We start from the raw sequence: 3,007 nt of genomic DNA, 5'->3' as shown, positions 1-3,007 counted from the left end.
TAAAGGTTACACATCAGCCCTTATAGCGGCTACAGGTTCTCTTGCGATTGTGATACCCCCGAGCATCGCATTCATTATATATGGGGTTATTACAAGCACCTCTATACCTGCCCTTTTTGCTGCGGGAGTAATTCCAGGGATTATTACCGCCCTTTTCCTTATAATCCCTTCTTATTTTATTGCACGGAAATATGGCTGGAAAGGGGAAAGATGGGGAACCCTGAAGGAGATATGGCAGGCGTTCAAAGAAGCGATCTGGGGACTCCTTGCCCCTGCTGTGATCCTGAGCGGGATATATGGTGGGGTTTTTACTGCGACAGAAGCAGCAGTTGTGGCAGTTTTCTACGGACTTTTTATAGGGCTTGTTATTTACAGAACCCTTACCCTTAAAATGCTTTACGGGATATTCAGAGATGCTGTTCTATCTTCAGCAGTTGTCATGTTCATTGTTGCCTTTGCCGGACTTTTCTCGTGGACAGGCTCTACCCTTGGGGTAATGGACAAGACTTCGGCATCTCTCCTGTCTCTCTCTTCAAACCCTTTCATTATACTCCTTCTTGTAAACTTCATGCTTTTTATTGCAGGGATGCTGATGGATGCCATCTCTATATACTATGTCTTTCTTCCCATTCTCATCCCCATAATGAAGTATTTTCAATGGGATCCAATCTGGTTTGGGGTTGTGATGACCCTGAACCTTGCCATCGGGTAGATCACACCGCCTGTAGCGGTGAATCTTTATGTGATTGCAAATATTGCAAACATTAGCCTTGAAAGGATTTCTAAATCAGTAATTCCTTTTGTTGCCATTATGCTCGTTGCCCTTCTAATAACCATGCTTTTCCCTTCCCTGTCTACCTTCCTTCCATCTGTTTTTGGACTTAAATAAAATTTCTATTTTCAATAAAGCATAATAAATGGTGTGTGTAATGGATGAATAACCAATTACCAATAACCAAGCTCCAAATAATTCCCAATAACCAATTTTTAGGTTTAGTATTTGGATATTGATTATTGAAATTTATTTGGAATTTGTAATTTGGTTATTGGGAAATTGGCTACTGGAATGCCTTTCTTTTTCTTCTCCTTGTTGGGTTTGGAACAAGGAGGTCAAAAATATCATCCACAGTAATGACACCCCTCAAATGTTTTTCATCATCAAGGACAGGAATGGCAATGAAATCATATTTTGATATGATTTCTGCGATCTCTTTTCGGTCAGTATCCAGGTACACATGTTTCACGTTTTTAGTCATTATCTCTTCTAATTTCGCAGATAAGGGACTTGTCAGAAGCCTTTTGAGTGTTAAAACACCGAGGAGACGGTCTTCATTATCCACCACATAGATGTAGTATATAAACTCGAGGTCAGGTGCAAGCAACCTCATATTTGTGAGCACTTCATCAACTGTTAAATCGGGTGAAAAATCAAGAAACTCACTTGTCATAAGCCCACCTGCAGTATCTTCCTCATAACTTAACAGGTCTTTTACTTCCATTGCATCTTCGCTTTCCATAAGGGAAAGAAGCTCCTCGGATTTTTCTTCAGACATGTCTCCCAGTATATCCGCAGCTTCGTCCGGGGGCATCTCTTCGAGTATGTCAGAAATCATTTCTTTGTCCATCTCTTTCAGGATTTTTTCTCTCACCTCCATGGAGACTTCGTGAAGGGCCTCTCCTGCTAATTCTTCATCCACGGATGACAAAAGCGCTGTTCCTTCTTCTGGCGGGATTTCAGTTAAGATTTCGGCTAAATCTGAAGGGTGGAGCTCCCCGAGTTGTTTTCTTGCTACATTCAATGTCAGATTCTTTAGGTCTGGATCTATTGTCTGGAGGTAATTCCAGCCTATGATATGCTCTTTGATAGGTTTTTTGAAAAGTGACAGGATTTTCTGAATTATCTGTCCCCCCTCTATTCTTCTTAAAATTCCATTTAATCCTACATCAATGCCAATGATACAGATAGAACCGTCACCTTCGCCAAGCCTCAGGTCATTCACCCTGACAACCTTTACCCCATTTACGTCAAGTATCTGTTTATCGAGAATATGCTTTTTGATGAGTATATCACCTTCCTTATGTTTGTAAGATTTAAGTGTTTTTTCGACAGTGTTGATGGTTATTACGAATCTATTAAAAAGATTAAGACTTTCAATTGGAACCTCGAGGAGTTGTTTTTCCCTTTTTAATATCAGTTTGATTACACTGGGATATTTTGTTCCAGGAACAATTGCAAGGTCCCAGAGAATGCCAACCTTTCTTCCATACTGGTTGATGATATCCTTTTTGAGTATCTCACTTAAATAAACATCTGTGATAAAGGCCATGGATTAATTTTATCATCAAGTAATTGGAGAAGACAATGTTTAATTGGTTTTTAGAATAGCATTTACTCTTTTAAGGAGCCATGAACTATGAGCCATGAGCTAACAGCTCGATTATCCTGGCCTCAATCGTGGGCACATTAATCTGGTCTACGCCTTGTTGTAGTGTGATATAATGGCCCCTTGGATGCCATATCTCAGGGTCGTAATCGGTGAATAAAGTGATTGTAAAAAGACCACATATACCTGCAAGATGGGCCATACCCGAATCGTTTGAAACAAATATACCACCCCCTTTGAAAAAGTCCCTGATATCAGAGAGTTCCTGAAAGGATATTTTTTCTTTAAGCTCTAATTTTATACTGAGTGGTTCAAGGATATAGACATCAACATTCTTCGATTTCAGGAGCCAGTAGAGCTTTATAAAATTTTCATGATGCCATTTTGCCTTTTTAAAGCCCATTTCAGGATAGATTATCACCCTTTTTGACAGCCTTGGCTGTATCTCTTTCTTTATGACCTGAATACCGTATTGCCCAAGCTGCATCAACTGGTAGTCTTCCACGTGGAAGGGTTCGAGGGTTCGAGGATTCAAGGGTTCCAGCGTCTTAAAACCACTCGAATCCTTGACCCCTTGACCCTTGGATTTTCCAATGCCGCGTGGCTTATGATTGCTAAGATTT

General features: G+C 40.3%; 2 protein-coding genes and 1 pseudogene. 1 reads left to right on the top strand and 2 read right to left on the bottom strand.

What is annotated here, in order from left to right; genetic code table 11:
* The first annotated feature begins 49 nt into the window (after positions 1 to 49).
* Positions 50 to 889: pseudogene (locus NTU69_05355) on the top strand (TRAP transporter large permease).
* Between the two features lie 169 nt (positions 890 to 1,058).
* Here NTU69_05355 and NTU69_05350 read toward each other — a convergent pair.
* Both NTU69_05350 and NTU69_05345 read right to left on the bottom strand, forming a co-directional pair.
* Complete coding sequence (locus NTU69_05350) at positions 1,059 to 2,327, bottom strand: CBS domain-containing protein (GenBank protein ID MCX5802945.1); 1,269 nt, start codon at positions 2,325 to 2,327, stop codon at positions 1,059 to 1,061.
* 85 nt (positions 2,328 to 2,412) lie between these two features.
* Positions 2,413 to 3,007: hypothetical protein (locus tag NTU69_05345; protein MCX5802944.1), on the bottom strand; the 595-nt coding region annotated here is incomplete at its 5' end.

The sequence above is a fragment of the Pseudomonadota bacterium genome, from assembly GCA_026388215.1.
Classification (GTDB): domain Bacteria; phylum Desulfobacterota; class Syntrophorhabdia; order Syntrophorhabdales; family Syntrophorhabdaceae; genus JAPLKF01.
The sequence above is the reverse complement of the archived record's forward strand: the minus strand, read 5'-3'. Positions and strand labels throughout refer to the sequence as shown.